Source organism: Priestia sp. YIM B13552, assembly GCF_042787775.1.
Taxonomy (GTDB): domain Bacteria; phylum Bacillota; class Bacilli; order Bacillales; family Bacillaceae_H; genus Priestia; species Priestia megaterium_E.
On record NZ_JBHZOU010000001.1, the window covers coordinates 956,770 to 979,516 of the forward strand.

Here is a 22,747-nt window from a genome sequence, read left to right on the forward strand (position 1 = left end):
GTATATGAAACCTACGTTCACCATCACCATAAAAAAACCGAACGATTCATCGTCCGGATCTTCCTTCAACTAAATTATTTTTCTCCCAGCCTCTTTTTAGCAGACTTTCTATGAATATGGTGTAATAGGCGGCAGTTCACTGCTAAGACACCATTTCCCTATGTCACGCAGCTTATAAGCAATAGGATCGTGTAAGCTAATTGTCCGGGCGTTGCGCCAGTATCGATCAAATTTATACTGATCAGACGTGGCTCTCGCTCCCATCCCATCAAATATAGTAGAGGTAATATGTAAGACCGTTTTGACAGTAAATGTTTTGGCCAACGCAATCGCAACTCCGGACTCGCCCCGCTGCTGTTTCGTTAGCGCATCTTCTTTTTTCCATGCATGATCAAATTCTGCAACAGCTTTTTCTATAAGTGCTGAACAAGCATGAAGGTTTAAACTCATTTCACCGTATTGCTGAATAATGTACGGATCTTGCTCTGCTGCTTCAACGTCTGAACTTATCCACGGCTTTGTATGAGCCTTCACGTAAACTTTTGATTCTTCCAAAGCGCCTTGAGCAATACCGTACAATAAGTGAGTGAGCATAAGCTGAGCCAAATGCGTTCGTACCGTAGGAAAAACCTTTTGCTCTTCAGCTGCTTTACGCAATATTTCTTCTTCATAAACGATAACATCTTCAAACTTTACACTTCCGCTATCCGTTTGGCGCTGGCCAAATCCATCCCAATTATCTTCAGTAACGATTCCGGCTCTATAAGTAGGAAGTACACATAGCAATACCTCACCGCTTCCTTCTTCTTGAGCCGATACTAACAAACGGTCTGAATCGGTTGCCCCGGAACAAAAACTCTTGCTTCCGCTAAGCATTAATCGCCCATTTTCTCGGACTGCTTTTAGTCCTGAATCTCTAGGGTTAAAGGCATTGCCCCAAAATAGCTGGTGAGCTGCTGTTTCTTTGTAAAAAGTTTTGTACTGCTCAATACTTCCAAATAGAAACGTCGAACAAACCGTCAAATAATGATACCCCAACAAGTGGGCAAGTGAACTATCTGCTTTCGCAATGATATTCACGACTTTAAAAACAATCGGCCAGCTGGCTCCATAACCCCCGTATTCCTTAGGAATCGGGAGAGCTAAAAGACCGCTTTTTCTAAGCAGATTACGCTCATGTAGAGGCGTTCCACCTTCTCTATCTCTTTTTGCAGCAGTTTTGGAAAACTCTTTAGCCAACTGGTTAGCCAATTCGAGGATCTTCTCTTGAGACGCTGCAATCGTTTGGGTGTTGTTCATGATTACCCTCCTTTCTCACCTTTTAGCGGGTGTTTTATCATTCACTTTCACTTCACCAAATGGACTGATAAATGTGCGCTCGTTCTCATCGTGTTTACGCTTAACTGGAAGCCTTGGAAACAAAAGCTCTGCTGTTCGATATGCTTCTTCTAAATGGGGATATCCAGATAAAATAAATGTTTCGATACCTAACTCTGCATATTCTTTGATTCGTTGTGCCACCGTATCAGCATCTCCTACTAAAGCAGTCCCTGCTCCCCCTCGGACTAACCCTACACCGGCCCATAGATTAGGGCTTACTTCTAAGTTTGAACGGTCACCTTGATGCAAGGCGTTCATACGTTTTTGACCTTCTGAATCCATTCGAGAAAATACTTTTTGGGCTGATTTAACAGCTTCTCCATCTACATGTTGAATCAGTTCATCTGCAGCTTTCCAGGCTTCTTCTTCAGTTTCACGAACAATGACATGAAGCCTGATGCCAAATCGAATTTCTCTTCCTGTCTGCTTTGCTTTTTCTTTCATGCGTTCAATTTTTTCTTTTACTTGTGCAGGAGGCTCTCCCCAAGTCAAATAGACGTCTATATGCCTTGAGGCAACGTCCATCGCTACAGGAGAAGAACCTCCAAAATAAAGGGGAGGATACGGTTTTTGGACTGGCGGATAAAGTACGTTGCCACCTTTAACACTCAAGTAGTCTCCGTCAAAGTGAACATCGGATTCATTTAATACCCTTCTCCATATCGTTAAAAATTCATCTGTCAGCTCATAGCGATCGTGATGGTTTAAAAACACTCCGTCTCCTTCTAACTCAACGGGATCTCCTCCTGCTACGACATTAATAAGGAGCCTTCCTTTCGAAAAGCGGTCAAATGTTGCAGCCATTCTTGCGGCTTGTGTAGGCGACATTAAACCCGGGCGTACCGCTACTAAAAACTTCAGATTTTCAGTGACTGGCACTAAAGTAGATGCAGCAATCCACGCGTCTTCACATGATTTTCCCGTTGGAAGCAAAACCCCGCTATATCCTAGCTCATCCGCAGCTTGTGCAACTTGTTTGCAATAAGAATAGCTTGCAGCCCTGGCTCCTTCATGGCTTCCTAAATAACGTCCATCTCCATACGTTGGAATAAACCAAAATAACTCCACTTGTATTCGCCCCTTTTTAAAGCTACATAAAAAAACTCCGTTATTACAAATAAACTGCAATAAGGAGCCTCAGTTGTCTGATAGCTTCATTTTTTACTATTTTTAAATCAAGCATACGGATTAGGTGTAGGGTACTGCTGATTTAACACCCAGTTCCCAACCGTTCGAAGCTTGTATTCAGCTGGATTATGAAGAGTATGAGTTCTTACATTACGCCAGAATCGATCGTATCCGTATTCAGCATGAACCGAACGCGCTCCCATAACTTCAAATATCTTACTTGTGATATCCAGTGCAGCATTACCAGCAAAAACATTGGCAGCCGCTACGTGAACTGCTAGGTTTCCACGTTCTTCTTCCGTTAATTTTCTGCCTTTTTCCCACGCTTCATCCAATATGAGAGCTGCTTCATCTGCAAGTGCACTGGCTGCTTTCGCTTGAATCCAGAGTTCACCGTATTTCCGCAGTATACCTGGATCATCCGAAGCTTTTTCTACTCCTGATGTTAACCAAGGCCTTGTTTTAGAAGCCGTATAGTTTTGTGCTTCTTCAATTGCTCCAAAGGCGCTTCCTATAAAGACATTCGTTAAAATAATTTGCGACAGCGAGGCTCCAATAGTTGAAAAAGAAGTAGGGTTTTCAACAAAATCTTGAATCACTTCATGTTCTTCTATTCGTACATTTTTAAAATCTACATTTCCACTTCCCGTCTGTCTTTGTCCCATCGCATTCCAATCATCTTTGACGGTAATGCCTGTTCTGTCAGTAGGCACGACTCCGTTTAAATATTGCCCCGTTTCTCTGTCATTAAATGATAACCATAAGTACTGAGAATCCGGTGAACCAGAACCGAACGCTTTCGTTCCATTTAATAGATAACCTTGTGATTGCTTGTCACCTTTTAGGCTTTCTACTAAAGGATTAGAGGCATTTCCCCAAAAAGCTTGCTGCTGAACAGATAAAGGATAAAAATAGGCCTGCTGTTCTTCTGTGCCTTTGATTCGAATATCTGAGACAAACAAGGAGTGATAGCCATATAAGTGACCCAATGCTGCATCGCCTTTCGCCAACTCTCGAACAATAGCTAAAGCCGTTGACCATTTCCCGCCTTCTCCGCCATATTTTTGAGGAATTAATAAATTTAACAGCCCGCTTTGGCGAATAGCATCTTTTTGCTGTTTAGGTGTTCCGCCTTCTTTATCTCTTTGTGCTGCATCCTTCGCAAAAGAAACGGACAGCTTTTTTGCTTGATCAAGATAAATTTCTCCCTTTACAGTTGTTGCAGTCATGTTAAACTCTCCTTTTGGCTCGTCTTTCGATACTGAGCGCCATAGTGTTCATCAGGCAAGAAATGTGATTTTTTAAATAGCTTTTCTCTATAAGTTCCTTCACTGTAATCTGTTTTGAATAAATCTCTTTCCTGCAAAACAGGAATCACTAAATCAATAAAATCAGCAAACGTTCCCGGCGTGGTCACATAAGCCATATTAAATCCATCCATGCCTGTATCGTCTATCCACTCTTCCATAAAATCAGCTACTTGTTCCGGACTTCCCACAGTAACAGGTCCCATTCCTCCGATACTGACAAATTTCACTACCTCTTCTACCGTCCACTTTCTATCGGGATCACTTATTGTAAATTTCTCTAAAGCGGAACGAACTGAATTCGTCGCAATAAATTCAATAGGCTGTTCTGGTTCATAGGCAGAAACATCGATTCCCGTCCAGCCGCTAAACAGCGTAGCTGCTCCTTCGAAATTGACATAGCTCTCAAACTGAGCAAGCTTCTTCTCAGCCTCTTTTTCAGTTCGTCCAACAATTGGTGTAAATAAATTAAAAATTAATACGCTCTGTGGGTCTCTGCCTTCTGCGGCGATTTGAGCGCGCATTTTTTTCACATAATCTGCAGCTACTTTTTTGGTAGGAAAACTTGTAAAGATACACTCAGCATGTTTGGCGGCAAATGCTCTTCCTGGGGCAGAAGCTCCTGCTTGAAATAAAACTGGAGTTCGCTGCGGGGAAGGTTCTGATAAATGTACACCCGGAACACTAAACCACTTCCCTTTATGATTAATCGGATGAACCCGGTCTGGAAGTGTAAAGATCCCTTTTTCTTTATCTCTTACAACAGCTCTTTCCTCCCAACTTCCTTCCCATAATTTATAGCAAACTTCTAAAAATTCGTCGGCAATATCATAGCGGGTTTCATGCGTAAAATGTTCTTCTAATCCTAGATTAATTGACCCGCTTTCAAGATATGAAGTCACAATATTCCATGCAATACGTCCATTTGTTAAATGATCCAACGTCGAAAATTTTCGCGCAAACGCATAAGGCTTCTCATAAGTAGTAGAGACCGTTACCCCAAACCCTAAATGCTTTGTTGCATATGCCATAGCGGAAATAAGTGCAGTTGGTTCATTCACTGGAAGCTGAGCAGCTTGTTTAAGAGCTCCTTCATTACTTTTCCTATAAACGTCATAAATACCTAACACATCGGCTAAAAACAAACCGTCAAACTTTCCTTTTTCCAATAGCTTAGCTAACTTCACCCAGTAATCTAACGTTTTATATTCGGCCGCCTGATCACTTGGGTACGTCCACAAACCAGGTGTCTGATGTACAACACAATTCATATCAAACGCATTTAAATAAATATGTTTCCCCATAGAAACCTCCAAAACTAATTAAAGACATAAATTAACTAAGAATTAAATCTGTTTGGAAGTAATCTTAAAACATATTCTTCCAGGGTGTCAACGAAACTTCTCTCTTTATAATGAAACATAAATGAAGCTATTACTAATGCTGAATTAGGATTTCTTTAAAGGTTATTGACTTATTATTGCAACAGCTAAAAAAACACTACAACAGCGTCTATACCCCTGTAGATAACCCTTTTTATTTGACTGAGGAAGCAGTAAAACAATAAAAAAAGCGCCACATTTTCTTTTGAAAAATGTGGCGCTTTTAGCGTTAGTCTTCAATACAAAGATACTGAATCACTTCTTTTAAACTTTTCTCTTTCATCGATTCGATGTGTAAGTGATATCTTTCGAATGACAGATGTTTAGTTAACGGATTTGGTACAATCACACAGCGCAAGCCTGCTGCCATAGCAGCTTTCGCTCCATTAGAAGAATCTTCAAATGCCAAAGCTTCAGAGGGCTCTACTCCTAGCTTTTCAATTGCATTTCGGTAAAGAGCCGGATCTGGCTTCACTTTTTCTACATCATCGCGCGTTTGAATGACTTCAAAATAGTGCAGCAAATCTAGCTCTTTTAAAAATGCTGTTACCCAGTCTCGATATGAGCTGCTTGCTAAACCAATTTTTAATCCAAGTTCTTTTGCTTCTGCCAAGTACTCCGCTACACCTTCTCGGGCTACTAATGATTTCATTTTTTCTTGATGACGTCTTAACGATTCTTGAGCTAGTTCCTCTTTTGTGAACTCATTGTTAAACTGCTGAAGCAAGTAATCGTAAAGTGCCGTAGCATCCGTTCCCACATAAGAAGCAAACGTTGCAATCGGTAGATCTACTCCCCTGTCCTCTAACATTTCGCGGTATACCTCATACCACACTGATTCTGTATCAATAATTAATCCATCAAAATCAAACACAACTGCTTTAATCATAATTTACCTACCTTTTTCTATCTTATCGTTCTTACATAGTAACACGTTCAAAATACGTAATCCATAAATGTGGCTTCCTTAATAAGATAGGCTTAAACAGGTAGTTTCTATCCTTACTTTTCTCCGACTTTCATCAAAGGTGACATTTCCTCTGTTTCCTTAAACTCAATGGAAGACAGCTGCCTTCTAAAACCTTTCGTTGCATACACTAAATAAACTAAACCGGCAATCGCCCAGCCGATACCAAGTAAAAAGGAATTGCGCTCCAAGTTAAGCCATAAAACGCCAATCGCTGCTGCTCCTAACAGTGGCATAACAATGTATGACCAAAATCCTTTAGCCGACCGGTGCTGCTTTTGATGAACAGCATAGTGCGCAATAACCGAAATATTAACAAAAGAAAACGCAATGAGTGCTCCAAAATTAATAAATGACGTAGCTGTTGCTAGACTGAAGAAAATAGCACTTGCTGATACAACTCCGACTAATACAATATTTCGCGAAGGGGTGCGCAGCTTAGGATGAACATAACCAAAAAATGACTGAGGTAAAATTCGATCGCGTCCCATTACGTATAATAAACGTGAAACGCTTGCATGCGATGACATGCCTGATGATAATGTTCCTGCAATTCCTCCAGCTAAAAAGACAATTTGAAACAGCGTACCGCTCACATACATAGCAATTTCAGGAGCCGCAGCGTCTGGATGCTTGAATCCTTCTAACGTTGGAAAAACCGCTTGAATAAAATAAGATGTCACGGTAAACATGACTCCTCCGATTAACGCAACTAAAAAAATAGCTTGCGGAATCGTTTTTTTAGGATTAGGCGTTTCTTCTGATAACATAGCCACTGCATCAAATCCTAAATAGGAAAAACACATAAGTGTGGCTCCCGCTATTAGCCCTGATGAGGTCATGTTCTGATTAAAGAAAGGCTTCATAGAAAAAAGAGCACCTTCCCCCATTCCGCCTAGCAAGGCTTTGATTGAAACAGCAACAAACAATACTAAAATCGTCATTTGAAATACAACAAGAAACGTATTGAAATTGGCGGTGAAATTAACGCTTCGTAGATTTAGCAGCGTAACGATAATGACGAAGCTGACCACCCAAATCCACGATGGTACCGAAGGAAAAATAGATGATAAATAAATTTGAAAAATAAGTGCGTTAACCATCGGTAAAAAGAGATAATCCATTAGTGCAGACCAGCCAACTAAGAACCCTAAATGTGGATTGATTGTCTTTTGCGTATATGTATAAGCTGACCCTGCATTTGGAAACACTTGAATCATCTTTTTGTAGCTTACTGCCGTGAGAAGCATCCCGACAAGGGCTATGATATAAGACGTGGGAACGTGTCCATTCGTCATATCAGACGCAATCCCAAACGTATCAAACACTACCATCGGAGTCATATATCCGATCCCCATTAATACAATCTGCCATAATTTCAACGACCTTTTTAATGTTACTGTTTCATGTTTCATTTATCTTCCCCCTTCTATTTATTAAGAACATTCTGACAATTAAATCCATAAATGCCTGTATTTAATTTCTTTATATAAAAATGAATGACTTTCATTCATTTTTATATAAAGAGTTGTTACATTTACTATAGCAAATATATGATTTATTTCTTTAAGTTGGTAAGGGTTGCTAACAAACTATCTTTTTCTTTTATCATATTATGAAAGCGCTTTATTTTAAATAGCTATATGTTCCTAATCTCCTGCTATACCAACGCAGAAATACCCTCTGAATAAGAGGGATTTCTGCTTACAAGCCGTTATTCAATCGTAGTATTCAATCACTTTCTTTTCGTTTTCACTGCAACTAAACTAGCAAAATCATGAATGATTGTAGCTGCAAGCAACGAGGTTATCTGAGTTGGATCATAAGAAGGCAGCACTTCCACCAGGTCAAATCCAACATAGTTAAATTCCGTCAGAGAACGAATCATTTGCAGCGTTTCTCTGCTGCTGAATCCGCCTACTTCAAGCGTTCCTGTTCCTGGTGCACAAGAAGGATCAACAAAATCAATATCAAACGTTAAAAAGCACGGCGTATCTCCAATCGCTGTCTTCATTTGCTCTAAAACCACTGAAAATCCTTGATGTTCAAGCTCCCCTGCCGTTACTACATGATAACCGAGGTCTTTGCTTTCTTGAACATCTCCCGGGTGGTTTAATGTTCCTCTGATACCAATTTGAAAGACCTTCTTTGGATCTACTAGACCTTCTTCATATGCGCGTATAAAAGGAGATCCGTGCCAATATTTTTCCTCGTAATACGTATCCCACGTGTCTGTATGAGAATCAAAATGAATCATAGCCACTGGACCATATCTTTTAGCAGCAGCACGAAGGCTTGCTAAGGTAATCGAATGATCTCCTCCAATTCCAATTGGAACAATTCCTCTATCCATAAGAGTGCCTACCGCTTCTTCCATTAATTCATAGCTTCTGTGAATATTATGTGGAATAACGGGCACATCACCAATATCGATAGCATTTGTATCATCGAATGGATATACGTCGTGTACCGGGTGATAAGGAAACAGCGTCATGGAAGATTGCCGAATTGCCTGAGGGGCAAAGCGCGCACCTACTCTGAAAGATGCTGCCGTATCAAACGGCATCCCTACTAGCCCTACTTTTGCATTTTCTCTTTCCGCTGGCAGCCTCATAAATGAGCCCGTTGTACAAAATTCTGGTTTGACATCTGGGGACAATGGATATTTCATAATTTATTCCTCCGTTTCAATGATTTCAGTTAGTGGCTAGGCATTTCCACTACTAAAATCATTGAAAGCAATACGGGAATAAGAAACGTTTGCCGACTCATATTCATTGCTCCTTGTTACATTTATTGGTGGTTCAGCTCATTTAATACTTTTTCAAATGTAGAAATGACTTGATCTACTTCTTCCGCTGAAATAGTCAACGGTGGCTCAATACGAATTGTTTTAGAGTTTACAAGCGTGCCGGCTACTAGAATCCCTTCATCAAACATACCTTTAGAAAGCGCGTAGCCAATTTCATCTTGGTGAAACTCAATTCCAATCATTAAACCTTGCCCTCTGATTTCAAGTACTTTATCTCCATGTTTTTCAGCTGCTTTCTTTAAACCAGCAAGGAAATATTCTCCGAGCTCTTTCGCACGGTTTGGCAGCTGTTCTTCAATCAACACGTTAATGGTTGCAATAGCGGCTGCGCAGGCAAGCGGGTTGCCTCCAAACGTTGTTGTGTGCATAAAAGGATTATCAAAGAAGCTTGAGAACACTTTTTCTTTTGCTACGACTGCCCCAGCAGGCATAACCCCTCCTCCAAACGCTTTAGCAAGACATAAAATATCGGGTACAACATCGTATAGTTCTGATGCAAACATTTCACCGGTACGTCCCATACCTGTTTGAACTTCATCAAAAATTAAGATAGCATCGTACTCATCACATAGTGCACGCACTTCTTTTAAATAATTTTCAGGAGGAAGAATAATGCCGCCTTCTCCTTGAATTGGTTCTAATAAAACAGCTGCCACATCTTCCCCTACAAGCGCGCACGTTTCAAATGTTTTGCGCATCATGTCAATATCACCAAACGGTACGTGACGGAAACCTGGAATTAACGGCAGAAATGGTTTACGGAACATTCCTTTTGCCGTACCTGATAAAGAACCTAGACTTTTTCCATGAAAAGAACGTGTTGTGGAAATAAACGTTGTTCGATCACTATACATTTTCGCTAATTTTAAAGCGGCTTCTACACTTTCTGTTCCGCTGTTTGTGAAAAAGGAATACTTCAAATCCCCCGGTGTAATATCTGCTAAAATTTTCGCAAGCATCGCACGAAGTGGATCTAATAAGTCTTGGCTATGGAGCGCTTGACGCTGAAGCTGATCTTGAACAGCTTTGACTACTTTAGGATGGCGGTGCCCCACGTTATAAATTCCAAATCCGCCCAAACAATCAATGTATTTTTTACCGTTTACATCCGTAAAACAAGAGCCTTCATCTGACCATTCAACAGCTGCGAACTGCGTATCCACCGTTACTGTTTTGCGATATTCTAAAAAGCCTGGGTTGACATGCTCACGAAATCCGTCTACTGTTTCTTTCGTAATCCACTGTGCTTCTTCAGCTGACACTTCGCTTTTTTCAATAAGCCCCAGCACTTTGTTGATATATTCGTTTACTTCACCATATGCTTTGTTTACTTCTTGATTTTTCGTCACTGTATTCATTTTAATATCGCTCCTTCTCTACTTTTTAATTTTTAAACCAGCCGATTGGCTCTACTTGTAAATTAATATTAATTTGTTTTACTTCTTGAAATTCTTCCAATCCAAACGTGCCCAGTCCTCGGCCAATTCCGCTCTGCTTATATCCGCCCCAAGGCGCTTCGTTAAATGTAAAATGATACGTGTTTACCCAAGTGATGCCCGCACGCAGCTTTTTAATCACTCGAAGAGCTTTTGCGCCGTCGGTTGTAAACACACTGCCTGCTAAACCGTATTCCGTATCATTTGCAAGCTTAATAGCTTCTTTTTCATCTTTGAACGTTTGAATAACAACAACCGGACCAAAGATTTCATCTTGCACAATTTTCATATTTGACGTAACGTTACTAAAAACCGTAGGTTCTACAAAGAATCCTTTTTCCAATCCACTGCTGGTGATTCGATTGCCTCCGCATACAAGGTGAGCGCCTTCTTGCTTTCCAATTTCGACGTACTTTAATACTTTTTCCATATGTTCTTCACTTACAAGAGGGCCCATTTCAATCTCTTGTTCCATTCCATTTCCTACTTTAATTTTTTGAGCACGCTCTGCAAAACGTTCGATAAATCTCTCAGCGATGCTTTCTTCTACTAAAATACGAGAACCTGCAGCGCAAATTTGGCCGCTACCTGCAAAAATTCCGAATAAGGCATAATCTACAGCTGTTTCAAAATCAGCGTCAGCAAATATAATGTTCGGTGACTTTCCTCCAAGTTCTAAAGAGACTTTCGTTACATTCTCTGCTGCTTGACGCATAATGTGTTTTCCAGTTACCGTTCCGCCTGTAAAGGAAATCTTATCAACACGCTTATCTTGAATAAGCGTATTTCCTACAGTATCTCCGGCTCCCATAACAAGGTTTGCTACTCCTTTTGGCAATCCTACGCTTTCTAAGATCTCAAAAAGTTTTGTAGGAGTAACCGGTGTCACTTCAGAAGGTTTAAATACAATCGTATTTCCTGCAGCTAAAGCAGGTGCAATTTTCCACACGCTCATCAACAGCGGATAATTCCAAGGTACAATCAATCCGCACACTCCAATTGGTTCTTTTATAACCATTGCTTGCATAGGTGCAGGAACACTGTACGTTTGACCGTCTGGCTTTGTAATTAATCCAGCGTAATATCTAAAACAAGCAGCTGCATCTTCCACATCAGCCTCAGCTTCGCGATAGGGCTTTCCGTTATCCATTGTTTCTAGCGCTGCTAATTCCTCTTTCGCTTCTTCAAGCTTATCGGCAATTTTAAATAAGATAGCTGCTCTTTCAGATGCAGAAGTCTCAGACCAAATTCCGCTGTCAAAGGCTTCCCGTGCAGCTTTAATTGCTGCTTTCATATCTTCTGCGCTGCCTTCTGCAGCATATCCAATTACTTCACCTGTCGCTGGATTAACAGTAGGACGCTGCTTCTCTGCTTTTTTCCACTCTCCGTTTATGTACATATTTAAAGTTAACGTTTTAACGGCTGTACGATCCATAAGATACCTCCTTATTAAATAACGACTGATTGTCAGTCATTTTAAACTTTAAAAAACTTATAATTCTGATAATTAATTGTATATTTTGAATGAATGTCAGTCATTTTGATAGGTGTAATATCAGCAGCGCTAATATTACACGGATGGCACAAGAGAACGCTTTAAGAATTGAAAAAGTTCTTCCTTCGATTGTTCAAGTGTGACATCTTGCTCTCGCCCGATATAAAAAAGTTCCGCAGCATTTTCAATCAAATTGATCATCGTTTTAGCTGTCCATTTAACGTTAAGCTGCTTAATGACTTCTTCCTTTCTAACAGCCTCGTTTAATACCTCTTCAAACCAGTTGTAATAAGGTAAGTAAATAGCTTCCCATGTTTCTAATGAATAGTCAAAAGCGAGCCCTGAATAGCATAAAACAAGAACATCTCTATATTCATCTGTTGTTTTATACGTTTCGTCAATCATTACCTCTAATGTACTTAAAAAATTTGTTGCTGTTTTAGCTCTTTCTTTAATTTTTTCAAGCGACAAAGAAAGTAAGTTTTCTGCAATAGCAGGAACAAGGGCATTTTTGGATCTGAAATAAAGATAAAAAGTTCCTTGAGCTACGCCTGCACGCTTTACAATGTCTGAAATTGACGTTTTATCAAGCCCCTTTTCAGATATAACTTCAATCGCTGCCTGTAAGATTTTATCGTATTTTTCACTTGTGCTTGTAACCAACTCTTTCCCTCCACCTATAAAATGAATGACTTTCATTCATTTTACTACAAGCAACCAAAATTACGCAAGATAAAATTTTCTGAATCTTTAAATTTAATTAAAAATCGGCCGTATACCGACTTCAAAAATATTTTTTTATTTTATCATTTTACCCTCGCTTTTTTTATATGTCTCACTGTTATTTCTCTTCTTTTGACAATCCAAAATAAAAGCTGATATAACGCTCTTCAAGCAACTATTCTTCTGAAAAAGTATCTTTATTAGAAAGATACTTTTCTGCGTTTATTTATAAAGCTTTATGACCTAATTACTCTTCACTTAAAGTTGACGGAGTAAAAAAAAGAGTGGTAACATGTAAAACTGATTCTACAGTCACTTATTTTATCCATTTATTTCCCATAATTTCTCTTAACTACAATGTACATTTTTAGTTAAAAATAACTTTATAACGCCGAAAAATCACCCACTCTATTTCACATTTTATATTTTCTATGTTTACTACCTAAAAAAACCGGGTATACACTTCGTTGTGTTTAGCATCCGTTCTACATATCAGTCAGATTGATTTAAAACTTTATAAAGGAGTTACATTGCATGAAGAAACTATTGTTAATCAGTATGATTTGTTTTCTTCTAGTTATTACTTCGGCTTGCGGCAACGGTAATGGCGCATTTAAAGATAAAAAAACCATTACCATCGGCATGAATAACTATACTGAAAACATCGCCTACACATACGTATGGAAACAGATTTTAGAAGATCGAGGTTATAAGGTTAGAACTGTTTTCTTAGAGAAAGCCGGTGTTTGGGTAGGAACGGCCAATGACGACATTGATATTTCGTTTGCACCATGGCTGCCTACAACAGATGCGCCTTTTTACAAAAAGTATAAAGATCAAGTAAACATCGAAGACCCTTGGCTTAAAAACGCGCGCTTAGGATTCGCAGTTCCCGCCTATATGAAAGATGTGAACACAACGGAAGACCTTGCTAAGGTTGCTTCTGATGTCGATAACAAAGTAATTGGAATTGACCCAGGCTCCAGTATTAATGGATTAGCCGAACAGGCGTTAAAAGATTATAACCTTAAAAGCTATACGCTTGTAAAATCGTCTGAGGCAGCTATGCTCAGTGAACTGCGCAAAGCCTATGATGCCAAAAAACCAATTGTTGTTACTATGTGGAATCCTCACTGGGCTTTTGCAGACTTTGATATCAAATACTTAAAAGATCCTAAAAATTCGTTTGGAGACCCTGACAACATTTACACAATGACAAGCAAGGAATTTAAAAAGACAAATCCTCAAGTCATAAAATGGATGAATAATGCACAGATGAATGATAAATTAATCAGTCCTCTTCTATCACAAGTTGAAAAATCTTCGAATCCTGAAGAAGCAGCGCAAGAATGGGTAAAAAAGCATAAAAAGCTAGTTGACAGTTGGACAAAAGATTAATGGACGTAAAAGAAAACAACAATTGAGGTGGACATATGGAACACGTAAAATTAAAAGTACAAAATATAACCAAAGTGTTTGGTAAGAATCCGTCAAAAGCGATTGATTTACTTCAAAAAGGAAAAACAAAAAAAGAAATTCTAGAAGAAACAGGAATGACAATAGGGGTTAATCAAGCAAACTTCGAAATCAAATCCGGTGAAATCTTCGTTATTATGGGCCTGTCTGGAAGTGGTAAATCCACTTTAGTTCGTATGTTTAATCGCCTTGTTGAACCAACATCTGGATCCCTTATTTTGGACGGTGACGATGTAGTAAAAATGAACAAAGATGAACTCCGCGACATGCGCCGAAAAAAAATGAGCATGGTTTTTCAAAACTTTGCCCTATTCCCTCACCGTACGGTTCTTGATAACACAGAATACGGACTAGAAGTTCAAGGTACACCAAAAGCCGAACGTGAAAAGAAAGCAAAAGAAGCGCTTGAATTAGTAGGTTTGAAAGGGTACGAAAATCAATACCCTGGTGAACTGAGCGGCGGTATGCAGCAGCGCGTCGGGCTGGCCCGAGCACTTGCCAATGACCCTGATATTTTATTAATGGATGAAGCATTCAGTGCACTAGATCCGCTTATTCGTAAAGACATGCAAGATTTCTTACTGGAGCTTCAAGAAAAAATGGAACGTACAATCATTTTTATTACCCATGATCTTGATGAAGCTCTTCGAATCGGAGATCGCATCGTTTTAATGAAAGACGGCAGTGTTGTTCAGGTAGGAACACCTGAAGAAATTATGACAAACCCTGCCAATGATTATGTTGAGCGCTTTGTGGAAGACGTTAATGTAGCTAAAGTATACACAGCTGAAAGCGTGATGAACCGTGCCGAATCTATTACCGTAGACCGAGGTCCGCGCGTGGCTCTTAAAATCATGCAAGAAGCTGGTTATTCAAGCATCTACGTCGTAGACAAGAAAAAAACTCTTTTAGGAGTTGTAACTGCAGATGATATTAGCCGTGCCATTAAACAAGATAAACTGACAGCAGACGTATTAGATACGGATATTCCAACTGTTACAACAGATACGCTACTAGAAAACTTGTACGACAAAATGGTTATCAGCCGCTTTCCGCTACCGGTTGTAGATGAAAACCATCGTCTGCGCGGCATCATTAAAAAAGAACGAGTGATTGAAGCACTCGCCGGTACTGATAGTAATGAGGTGAACGTAAATGAATAGTATTCCTAAAATTCCCGTTGGCAATTGGATTGACCATTTTGTCACGTTTTTAAATGATAATATCAAAGGTTTTTTTGATGTTATTTCAGCTATTGTCGATGGTATTGTAAGTTTTATTGTACTAGTGTTAACTTTTCCACCAGCATTAATTTTAATCTTAATTGTCGGAATCATTGCTTGGTTTTCAAGTAAAAAATGGTCATTTACTATTTTATCAATGATTGGCCTGTTATTTATTCTTAATCTTGGCTACTGGCAAGAAACCATGGACACACTAGCCCTCGTTTTAACAAGCGTACTGATTTCGATTATAGTAGGAATTCCGCTTGGCATCTGGGCATCTCAAAGCGAAAAGACGGCTCGAATTATTACGCCAATCTTAGACTTTATGCAAACAATGCCCGCATTTGTTTATTTGATTCCAGCACTTTTCTTTTTTGGAATCGGTGTAGTGCCAGGTGTTATCTCATCTGTTATCTTTGCAATGCCTCCGACGATTCGCTTAACGAACCTAGGTATTCGCGAAGTACCCGCTGACTTAGTAGAAGCAGCAAATGCCTACGGTTCAACAACAAAACAAAAATTATTTAAAGTACAGCTTCCATTAGCTACAAAAACCATCATGGCCGGAATTAACCAAAGCATCATGCTATCTCTTTCAATGGTTGTTATTGCCTCTCTTGTAGGTGCTCCGGGACTTGGTGCGGAAGTATACCGTGCAGTTTCTCGACTTGAAGTCGGCACGGGCTTTGAAGCTGGAATTTCAATCGTTATTTTAGCGATTATTTTAGATCGTATTACGCAATATTTTGGAAATCGTTCAAACCAACGAGCATAAGTAAAAAAAGAAGCCAACTCCGGTGAGTTGGCTTCTTTTTATTTATTTTTGTAACACGCTACAAAGATTGCTTCCCCTTGAAACGATTCAATTCTTTGTTGATTCGTTTTGATGTCAAAAAACTGCTTAAATCCCCTTGGTATATTCAGCATATATTGAGTAAGCTCATGCTTTGTCTCTTCCGGAACATTCATCATCCCGCACCAGTCATCAAATAAAAAGCGCTTTGGAAAAGTTGTCAGCACTTCTGTACGGAACCCTTGCATTTCAAGCATAGAAAGCCACTCTGTTTTTTTATAAGCACGATAATGGCTTGGATCTCTTGTCTTTTCAACTCGATTATAAAACTCGTCATAAGCATTCACTTCCGGTGCTACATTATCAATGAGCAAGAACTGTCCGCCTGGCTTTAACACTCGGTATACCTCTTTGATGAACTGTTTAATATTAGGAAAATGGTGAGGTGCAATTCTGCACGTTACCGTATCAAACTCGTCATCTTGAAATGGCATATCTTCAGCATCTCCTTGAACAAACGATACATTTTCATGACCATTTTCTTTAATAAAGCCTTCAGCACTTTGCAGCATTTGAGGAGTTAAGTCAAAAGCCGTTACTTCTTGAAAAACAGGTGCTAGCTTATTTGCCACGTGTCCTCCTCCTGTTGCTACATCAAGCAGCTTTCCTCCTCTATTTTCTTCAGCAATTTCCGCTAAAACAGCTAAATCTTTGCCTTTCGCATGACCTTTACTTTTGACGTACTTTCCAGCATTCCCCCCGAACTGACTGACCACCATTTCTTTATTACTCATCTATTCTCCCCCCATTTTCCTCTTTAAAACTCTCTGTTACTTTGCCTAGTGCATTCACATATTTATTAGGAAACGTGTGAATGTATTCTTTTTCTTTCTCCCCATTGATGAAACATGCGAAACAGCGGAGGAAGAAGCAGCCAAATGGTTAAAATTCGAAGTACTTGGACGGCTACTACCAACGTCGAATCAGCTTGCAGTACAATTGATGTAGTCGCCATTTCTGCAATGCCTCCAGGAGCAAACGCTAAAATAGACGTAATAAGCCCGATTCCAGTTATTTTGGAGACGAGTAGTGCACAAACAAACATAGCAGCAATTAAGCCGATTGTATTAATAAGCGCAACAACTATAATTTTTTTTACGCCGATAAACATTTCTTTATGAAAGCGAGAACCAATGCTTGACGCGATAAAAATTTGCGATAAAATCATCACAGAATGAGGCCAGTATGCTTGAAGATTATAGCCCGCGTACGATGAAGCAGCTGTTTGAACAATCGCAACAGTAAGCATTCCCCCTACTAACCAAGGAGCAGGAAATTTTAGTTTTTTTCCTATATAATAGCCTACTACTGCTGTAACGATTAAAACGCCTGTCCATAGCAGTGATTCCCACCCAAAAATACTTAGAGTAGCTGCCACTGCATGCCGACCTGTATTACTTCCCCAATAGACCACAAATAAAGGAACAGCAAGCACAACTAAAAACACGCGCATTGTTTGAATGATGCTTACAACTGCCGTATTAGCCCCTACCTCTTCAGCCATGCCTGGCATTGCGCTCATTCCTCCAGGAGTCGTGCCGAAAAAGCTTGTTAATAAGTCTGTGGAACTGAACTTCCATAGCAAATAACCGGATAAAAGAGAAAAAACAACGGACAGCAAAAGCATGATCGTAATGGTGGACCAGTGAGATTGAAACGTAGTTAATACAGACAAGTTAATCTTTTGACCTAATTCAATCCCTAAAATACACTGTCCTGCGTACAGCCAATATTTTGGAATACCTTTTTTGCTTGTTTGAGATAAAAAACGCGGCTTTCGGAAAGCTAGAATAGCAGCTAAAATGAGGGTCCCAAGCATCCAGCCAATGGATAAACCTGTTAACGATAAAAGAAATCCTCCGACGCTTGTTAATAAAATAAAAAATATAGATTGTAAAAAAATAATTCTTGCGTTCATATCTACTTCCTTCCTTCTACAAGGCTTTTCTTTCTTACACCGAACATTCTTCTTCTTAACTATAGTATAATTTTAGAGATAATTAAAATATCGAAATTTTATTATAAACCATTCATTTTTTTTATTCCTGGAGGGGTAGTATGGACGATCGAGATTGGCTTATTCTACAAGTGTTGTATCGAGAAAAAAACATTACAAAAGCAGCCAAGGAGCTGTTTATCTCTCAGCCTGCGCTTACGCATAGACTGCAGCAGATGGAGAAGGAATTTCATGTTCAGATTGTGAACAGAGGACGCCGCGGCGTTCAATTTACACCGCAGGGGGAATATTTAGTGAAGTGCGCAGAAGAAATGCTGCTCACGCTTCAAAAAATAAAAGAAAATGTGTTAAACATGGATGATCAATTAACCGGTACTTTACGTCTAGGAGTGTCTAACTTTTTCACTGACTACAAGCTACCTGGACTATTACGGTTATTTAAAGAGCGATTTCCTGACGTTGAATTCAAAGTCACCACCGGATGGAGCAGTGACATGGCTCACTTACTTTATAAGCACGATGTTCATATTGCGTTTGTAAAAGGTGATTATAACTGGCAGGATCAGAAAGAGCTGCTTTTTAAAGAAACGATTTGCATTGCGTCTGCACAGCCTGTTGACATAAACAACCTTCCCAATATACCTCGAATTGACTATCACCAAGATCGTTTTTTAAAAACATCTGTTGATAACTGGTGGGCTGAAAATTACTCTCAGCCTCCCCTTGTCAGTATTGAAGTGGATAAAGCAGAAACATGCAAAAAGATGGTTGTAAACGGACTCGGTTATGCGATTTTGCCGAGTATGCTGCTTGATGACGCAGCAGAGATTTACAGATACACGTTAAAAACAAAAGACCAGCAGCCTTTAACGCGCAGTACATGGATGTTTTATCATGAGGATTCATTAAAAATTAACATCGTAAAAGCTTTTATTGAGTTCATTCAAAACTTGGATTTAAAAGATGTACACTGATAGAAAGAGGTTGAAACAAACGTAGTTTAGCCGAAATGAAAAAATGAACCATTAATCAAAATGTTTGATTAGTGGTTCATTTTTTGTTGTAGTAAACATAGGTTTCATCTGTTTCGTTCCTTCTAGCAGTTGATTGTAGGGCAAGACGAAGACTCCTGCGGGAAAAGCGGGACAGGTGAGACCACGCAGGAGCGTAAGCGACGAGGAGGCTCATCGCCCGCCCGCGGAAAGCGAAGTCTTGCACGGAAATCAACTGCGGTGTCTAAAGCAGTTCAGCTCATATATCCCATTTGTTCATCTTTAGATTAGATTCATTTCGTCATGCCTCAACCTTTTCTTTATCATGTCTACTCGTCATTTGTTCCGCCCATTAAGTCAGAATACAGCTTGCTTTGCTGTTCAAGAAAGACTTTAGCACCGCTGCTATTTTTATAAAAAGAGGTTAAATCGTTATCTTTAAGCAGCTGTTCCCATTCTTTTGTATGAACCATTTCATACACTGTCTTATTCCAATATGCTACCTGCTCTTTGGTCATATTAGGCGGTCCCATTAGACCTCTCCAATGGCTAAATGTTACGTCAATTCCCGCTTCTTTCCACGTTGGGATCTCTTTTAACTCTTCTAGCCTGCTGGGAGAAGAAACGGCGAGTATTCTTACCTGCCCTTGTTCATACTGCTTTTTTACTTCTGATAATGACATAGGTGCTACATCTAGCTGATGATGAACGAGCGCATCGATCACTTTATGACTGCTGTTGTAAACGAAGAACTCAAGCTTGGAAGAGTCTACGCCTGCTTTTTTATTCAGCTGCATGAACGATAAATGATCGTCGTTTCCTAAGCGAGGTGATATTCCTACTTTCATGCTGGATTCACTTTGATTTAACGTGCGTATGAGCTGTTTTAAATTATATATAGGAGAGTTAGCAGGAACTACGATGACCTCCCATTCAGATGTTAAAATAGCGAGCGGAGTAAAGTCTTTATAGGTTAATTGACTTTGCCCTAGCAAATTATTTGTAATCAGCAAACTGGAATTTCCGGAAACAATATTCCCTTCTTTTCTCTGTTTAATATATTTCCATCCTTCTTCACCTTGCCCGCCTATTTTATTACTAACAGAAACGGGTACCTTCACAATCTTCTTTTCCGTTAGCACTTGTTGAATGGCTCTTACTGTTGCATCTGCTCCTCCGCCTTTTGCACCGGCTGCCACAATTTCAATTTCCCCCATATCAATACGGTCTTTTTTAGAGGGAGAAGAACAGCTAACAAGCAATACACTTATAAACACTATCATGAGCTTTTTGATCATATATACCATCCTTCAAGGCTAATGCTACGCTAAATAGTACTTGCGCTCCGGCCGTCCAATAATCCCATAATCATACTCAACGTGACATTCACCAGTTGATACTAGATACTCTAAATATCGTCTAGCTGTCGTTCTAGATACTCCCATGTGTTGCCCCATCTCTTCGATCGTAATTCCTTTGATGCTTTTTAAAATGTCTTTTGACTTTTGTAACGTGATACCATCAATACCTGAAGGAAGAGATTTATCCGCTTTTGGCTTTGTTCTGACATGTCCAAAGTACGCATCAATAAATGATTGATCAACTTCTTCACGCGTACTAAACAGTTCCTTTTTCTCTTGATACTGTTTAATAGCATTAATGAAGGATTCCATCATAACCGGCTTAATCAAATAATTAACGACGCCGTTTCTCAAACAGATTTCTACAATGTTTTTTTCGGTGGCAGCCGTTACCACGATAACGTCAACGTGTGGAAACTGCGCTCTGATTTTTGGCAGTAAATCTGTTCCCATTTCATCTGGCATATAGATGTCTAAAAGAAGTAAATCAACTTTCTTCTCCTTTAGCATTTCAAGCGTCTCTTTTGCATTCAACGCTTTACCTACAACTTCCACACCATCTACTTCTAATAAAAATCGCTCTTGAACTTGAGCAATTCGAAAATCGTCTTCTGCAATTGCGACTCTTAACATTTCGACTCTCCCCTTACTTCTCATGATTCAGTTTTTTGGAAGGTAAACTGAAAAAATGGCTCCTCCTTCTGGCTGATTATATACTTCAATAGATCCTCCAAGCTCATCTACCATTTTCTTTATATTTGCCAGTCCGTATCCTCTGTCTGTACCTTTGGTTGAAAAACCTTTTGTGAAAATTTGATTTAGTACTTCTTCTGATATACCAGGTCCGTTATCCATCACTTCAATAATTAAATCATGACCAATATCGGTAATAAAAAACGACACTTCTTTTTCAGACTGCTGACTCACTGCTTCAAATGCATTATCAATTAAATTCCCAATAATGATAATGAGATGAGAAATTTCAATATGTTCTGGGAGCGTATCGAGTGTACTCTCCGAATCAACCGAAAAGTGAATTTTCTTTTCAGATGCTTTTCCAATCTTCCCAAGCAATATTGCTTGGACTTTAGAATCTAGTATCTGATCAAATAGAATACGATTTTGTGTTTGGTGTACGGCTGATTCTTTTTGAATAAACTCAAATGCATCTTTGTACTGCCCTAACTGCAGCAAACCCGACAAAACATACAGCTTATTCGTAAACTCATGGGTTTGAGCTCGTAAATCCTCTGAATACTTTCGTACTTCTGAAATCGTATTGATTAAGCTTTTTAATTCTGTCTTATCACGAAAACTAGCGACCACTCCTACAATTCGCTGATGTTCAATAATAGGTGTTAAGTTTAAGATAAACGTTTTTTCATTCAAAAAAATCTCTTGGTCGCTTCGGGCTATTCCCGTATCTAGCACTTCAATCATATTCGTATAAGGAAATACTTCAATGATATGATGATGTAAATATTCCGTCTGTAGTCCTAGCATATTTTTAGCTGATGTATTCATCATCGTAATAAAGCCCTGATGATCAATAGCAATAATTCCTTCTTTTATCGACAGTAAAATCGCATTTCGTTCACGGTATAAAGAAGCGATTTCATGGGGCTCAAGACCGAGAGTATCTTTTTTGATACTTTTAGCTAAAAAAATACCCCCGATCATACCAAGCAATAAAACAGCTAGTGAAAATAGGATAATTTGCTGAATGCGCGTAATGAGCTGAGCATGAACATGAGACTTTAAAAACTCAACCGTCACTACTCCCACGACCTCCGTATACTTTCCGTGACTGATAACAATAGGCGCTTTCCCCATAATTGCAGGACCTGTGGTTCCCTCTCCGTCAAGCGTATAATATCCGCCAAACAGCAGTGCTCTATCGTTAACCGCCTCTTTGTTTTTCTTTCCTATCCATTTTTGATTAGAATGAGAATAGATGAGTTGCTCACGGTTTTGAACCACAATACTTGCTGCTCCGATTTGTTCCCTCACTTGCTCGGCAAGCGGCTGAATATAGCGACTCGGCTGTTTTTTTTGAAAAGCAGCTTTGACTTCCGGCATAAATGATATTGATTTGGCTGCTTGAAGAGCCAGCTGCTCGGCTTGCCTTTTAGATTCTACAAACTGCATGTAAGAGAAAATACTCGCTAAAAGAACAATAACAGTTATGATTAATGCTGCGGATAAACCTACGATTTTTGTTTGCAGCGATACTTGAAACCATTTTTTCATTT

20 protein-coding genes are annotated in these 22,747 nt (G+C 39.4%); 5 read left to right on the forward strand and 15 right to left on the reverse strand.

What is annotated here, in order from left to right; all coding sequences use genetic code 11:
- Positions 1-108: 108 nt before the first annotated feature.
- The 10 genes from ACFX40_RS04695 to ACFX40_RS04740 form a co-directional block, all read right to left on the reverse strand.
- Positions 109-1,299 (reverse strand): acyl-CoA dehydrogenase family protein, encoded by a 1,191-nt coding sequence (locus ACFX40_RS04695; RefSeq protein ID WP_377254320.1) that lies wholly within the window; start codon positions 1,297-1,299, stop codon positions 109-111.
- Between the two features lie 15 nt (positions 1,300-1,314).
- The gene (ssuD, locus tag ACFX40_RS04700; protein ID WP_136790205.1) at positions 1,315-2,448 is read right to left on the reverse strand and encodes an FMNH2-dependent alkanesulfonate monooxygenase; all 1,134 of its coding nucleotides are present in this window, start codon (positions 2,446-2,448) and stop codon (positions 1,315-1,317) included.
- A 107-nt stretch (positions 2,449-2,555) separates the two neighbouring features.
- Positions 2,556-3,737: an acyl-CoA dehydrogenase family protein gene (locus ACFX40_RS04705; RefSeq protein ID WP_217598945.1), complete on the reverse strand. Its 1,182-nt coding sequence runs from the start codon at positions 3,735-3,737 to the stop codon at positions 2,556-2,558.
- A complete protein-coding gene (locus tag ACFX40_RS04710; protein ID WP_377254323.1) occupies positions 3,734-5,119 on the reverse strand; it encodes an LLM class flavin-dependent oxidoreductase in 1,386 nt (461 codons plus the stop codon). The genes ACFX40_RS04705 and ACFX40_RS04710 overlap by 4 nt, the downstream gene beginning before the upstream one ends.
- Before the next feature lie 307 nt (positions 5,120-5,426).
- Positions 5,427-6,086 (reverse strand): HAD family hydrolase, encoded by a 660-nt coding sequence (locus ACFX40_RS04715; RefSeq protein ID WP_014461428.1) that lies wholly within the window; start codon positions 6,084-6,086, stop codon positions 5,427-5,429.
- Positions 6,087-6,199: 113 nt separating this feature from the next.
- Positions 6,200-7,579, reverse strand: coding sequence for an APC family permease (locus ACFX40_RS04720; protein WP_060744885.1), 1,380 nt, complete (start codon positions 7,577-7,579; stop codon positions 6,200-6,202).
- Between the two features lie 320 nt (positions 7,580-7,899).
- The gene (speB, locus tag ACFX40_RS04725; protein WP_028407594.1) at positions 7,900-8,835 is read right to left on the reverse strand and encodes an agmatinase; all 936 of its coding nucleotides are present in this window, start codon (positions 8,833-8,835) and stop codon (positions 7,900-7,902) included.
- A gap of 122 nt (positions 8,836-8,957) precedes the next feature.
- Positions 8,958-10,334, reverse strand: a complete 1,377-nt coding sequence (locus ACFX40_RS04730) for a putrescine aminotransferase (RefSeq protein ID WP_028407593.1) — start codon at positions 10,332-10,334, stop codon at positions 8,958-8,960.
- A gap of 25 nt (positions 10,335-10,359) precedes the next feature.
- Positions 10,360-11,847, reverse strand: a complete 1,488-nt coding sequence (locus ACFX40_RS04735) for an aldehyde dehydrogenase family protein (RefSeq protein ID WP_098333797.1) — start codon at positions 11,845-11,847, stop codon at positions 10,360-10,362.
- A 135-nt stretch (positions 11,848-11,982) separates the two neighbouring features.
- Complete coding sequence (locus ACFX40_RS04740; RefSeq protein ID WP_080781636.1) at positions 11,983-12,570, reverse strand: TetR/AcrR family transcriptional regulator; 588 nt, start codon at positions 12,568-12,570, stop codon at positions 11,983-11,985.
- Positions 12,571-13,164: 594 nt separating this feature from the next.
- Between ACFX40_RS04740 and ACFX40_RS04745 the strand changes: the two genes are divergently transcribed.
- The 3 genes from ACFX40_RS04745 to ACFX40_RS04755 are packed head-to-tail and all read left to right on the forward strand — an operon-like array spanning position 13,165 to position 16,107.
- A complete protein-coding gene (locus tag ACFX40_RS04745; RefSeq protein ID WP_028407590.1) occupies positions 13,165-14,028 on the forward strand; it encodes a glycine betaine ABC transporter substrate-binding protein in 864 nt (287 codons plus the stop codon).
- Between the two features lie 35 nt (positions 14,029-14,063).
- Entirely contained in the window at positions 14,064-15,269 is a 1,206-nt protein-coding gene (locus ACFX40_RS04750) for a quaternary amine ABC transporter ATP-binding protein (protein WP_028407589.1), read from the forward strand.
- Positions 15,262-16,107 carry an ABC transporter permease gene (locus tag ACFX40_RS04755; RefSeq protein ID WP_013081885.1) on the forward strand — a complete coding sequence of 282 codons (846 nt, stop codon included), beginning with the start codon at positions 15,262-15,264 and terminating at the stop codon, positions 16,105-16,107. The genes ACFX40_RS04750 and ACFX40_RS04755 overlap by 8 nt, the downstream gene beginning before the upstream one ends.
- A gap of 38 nt (positions 16,108-16,145) precedes the next feature.
- Here the strand turns inward: ACFX40_RS04755 and ACFX40_RS04760 are convergent, their stop codons facing one another.
- Complete coding sequence (locus ACFX40_RS04760; RefSeq protein ID WP_028407588.1) at positions 16,146-16,919, reverse strand: class I SAM-dependent methyltransferase; 774 nt, start codon at positions 16,917-16,919, stop codon at positions 16,146-16,148.
- Between the two features lie 65 nt (positions 16,920-16,984).
- Positions 16,985-18,103: an AbrB family transcriptional regulator gene (locus ACFX40_RS04765; protein WP_377237352.1), complete on the reverse strand. Its 1,119-nt coding sequence runs from the start codon at positions 18,101-18,103 to the stop codon at positions 16,985-16,987.
- A 140-nt stretch (positions 18,104-18,243) separates the two neighbouring features.
- On the opposite strand from ACFX40_RS04765, the gene ACFX40_RS04770 reads away from it, so the two are divergent.
- The gene (locus tag ACFX40_RS04770; RefSeq protein WP_013055563.1) at positions 18,244-19,116 is read left to right on the forward strand and encodes a LysR family transcriptional regulator; all 873 of its coding nucleotides are present in this window, start codon (positions 18,244-18,246) and stop codon (positions 19,114-19,116) included.
- Between the two features lie 129 nt (positions 19,117-19,245).
- Entirely contained in the window at positions 19,246-19,425 is a 180-nt protein-coding gene (locus ACFX40_RS04775) for a hypothetical protein (protein WP_081731996.1), read from the forward strand.
- Between the two features lie 38 nt (positions 19,426-19,463).
- Here ACFX40_RS04775 and ACFX40_RS04780 read toward each other — a convergent pair whose 3' ends face one another.
- The 3 genes from ACFX40_RS04780 to ACFX40_RS04790 are packed head-to-tail and all read right to left on the reverse strand — an operon-like array spanning position 19,464 to position 22,745.
- Positions 19,464-20,432, reverse strand: coding sequence for a tripartite tricarboxylate transporter substrate binding protein (locus ACFX40_RS04780; protein ID WP_025749762.1), 969 nt, complete (start codon positions 20,430-20,432; stop codon positions 19,464-19,466).
- A gap of 24 nt (positions 20,433-20,456) precedes the next feature.
- Positions 20,457-21,128, reverse strand: coding sequence for a response regulator (locus ACFX40_RS04785; RefSeq protein ID WP_028407585.1), 672 nt, complete (start codon positions 21,126-21,128; stop codon positions 20,457-20,459).
- A gap of 27 nt (positions 21,129-21,155) precedes the next feature.
- Positions 21,156-22,745 (reverse strand): ATP-binding protein, encoded by a 1,590-nt coding sequence (locus ACFX40_RS04790; RefSeq protein WP_028407584.1) that lies wholly within the window; start codon positions 22,743-22,745, stop codon positions 21,156-21,158.
- Positions 22,746-22,747: the final 2 nt, after the last annotated feature.